Annotated in this window: 2 protein-coding genes; both read left to right on the top strand. The window is 53.6% G+C overall.

Translation table 11 applies throughout. The annotated features are described in order from the left end of the window. Window positions 1-1,518, top strand: a 1,518-nt coding sequence (locus E1919_RS27060; protein WP_162056515.1) for a SulP family inorganic anion transporter, incomplete at its 5' end; no start/stop codon positions are given. Window positions 1,519-1,810: 292 nt separating this feature from the next. Continuing rightward, the gene (locus E1919_RS27855) at window positions 1,811-1,972 is read left to right on the top strand and encodes a recombinase family protein (protein ID WP_162056449.1); all 162 of its coding nucleotides are present in this window, start codon (window positions 1,811-1,813) and stop codon (window positions 1,970-1,972) included. Window positions 1,973-1,986: the final 14 nt, after the last annotated feature.

Consider the following 1,986-nt stretch of genomic DNA (forward strand, 5'->3'; position numbering starts at 1 on the left):
CCTGCCGGGCTGGTTGTGTTTTTTGTTGCCTTGCCTCTGTGTCTGGGCATCTCCCTTGCCTCAGGGGCGCCCCTGTTCTCAGGTGTTATAACCGGTATTGTAGGAGGGCTCGTGGTGGCGTGGCTGAGCGGGTCTCAGCTGAGCGTGAGCGGGCCGGCGGCCGGACTAACGGTTATCGTCCTCAACGGTATCGAAACGCTGGGTTCCTTTCAGGCTTTCCTCCTGGCCGTAGTGCTTGCCGGCCTTGTTCAGCTGATACTTGGCTTTCTGAAAGCAGGCGTGATAGGGCTCTACTTCCCCTCCTCCGTCATCAAAGGAATGTTGGCAGCCATTGGCCTTATCCTGATAATGAAGCAGATTCCCCACTTCCTGGGGGCGGATGAAGATTTCTTCGGGGAGATGGCGTTCCTGCAGCCGGACGGGCGCAATACTTTCTCTGAATTAGGGTACGCCTTTTCAAGTATTCAGGTGGGAGCCCTGATTATCGGTGTCATTTCCCTCTTCATTATCCTGGTGTGGGACAACCCGAAAATCAAAAACAATAAGTTTCTGAAGCTGATACCGGGAGCACTGGTAGCGGTAGTCCTCTCTATCGTCATCAATATGCTCTTCCTTAACTTTTTCCCGGAAATAGCTGTTTCATCTAGCCATCTGGTTAATTTACCTATCATTGAAGGTATCGGTGGCCTCAGTAAAGAGCTTGATTTCGTTGATTTAGGTGCAATAGCCAACCCGTCGGTATACGTTGTGGCGATTACAATCGCCATTGTGGCCAGCCTGGAAACCCTGCTGAGCGTTGAGGCGGTTGACAAGCTGGACCCGCATAAGCGCCGAAGCAACACCAACCGCGAGCTAAGGGCACAGGGAATAGGGAACATGGTGGCCGGTTTGCTGGGAGGACTGCCCATGACAGCTGTTATCGTGCGGAGCTCTACAAATGTCGCGGCGGGTGGCCAGACAAGGGTCTCTGCCTTTGTGCATGGTATTTTCCTGGCGCTGTCGGTCTTCTTTCTGGCCGGGCTTATGAATAAGATTCCGCTCTCGGCTTTGGCAGCGGTACTGCTTGTGGTCGGCTACAAGTTAACGAAGCTCACGCTTTACAAGACCCAGTTCAGGCTGGGGCATGAGCATTTCGTGCCCTTTATCGTCACTATCATCGCGATTCTCTTTACTGACCTGCTGATCGGTATCGGCATTGGCCTGGCAGTAGGCATCTTCTATATACTCAAGGCGAACTACAACTCCCCGTATTTTTTCCACAGGGAGGAGTCCGCAGACCACCACATCATCCGCATAAAGCTAAGCGAGCACGTGTCCTTCCTCAATAAAGCCAGCATTATCATGACGCTGGATAAACTGCCCCACGGCAGCCACGTCATCATAGACGGTGAGAACACGGAGTACATTGACTATGACGTGCTGGAGGCGATTCAGGCGTTTAAGAAGACGGCGCATGAGCGCGAGATTACAGTAGAGGTCCTCAACATCAAAGAGGTGGATGTATTGGAGATGCACTAGGCGGACATTGAGCTAATGGGTTCATTTGATGGATGCCTTCGTGCGCATGGAAGAAAAACAGGAATGGTAAGAGTCGCGTTACCTATAGCCTGTTCCGGTAAAGACAGCCAAGCAGATGCAGGAGCCTTTCCGGAATAAGCCCACTGACGCCTCAGTGACAGCCGTTGCCGGAACCACCAGGTTTAACACCAGGCAGCTCTTCAGGAGCGGGATGTGTCTCCGCCTCTGGCACCGGAGAGATTCTATATAATGTAAAACTGATCAGCCAGCTCAGAGCAGGCGATACGGTGGTGTGTGGAAACTGGACAGGCTGGGCCGCTCGCTGCGGGACCTGATAGACCTGGTGTCTGAGTTCAAGGAGAGAGGGGTGGAGTTTGCGAGCCTGCGGGACGGCACCAACACCGCCACGCCCACCGGCAGGCCAGCAAGCCTTTCGAAAGCAGCCATGGAGTAGGCAAAGTCAGCCAG

Source organism: Pontibacter pamirensis, assembly GCF_010015475.1.
Classification (GTDB): Bacteria; Bacteroidota; Bacteroidia; order Cytophagales; family Hymenobacteraceae; genus Pontibacter; species Pontibacter pamirensis.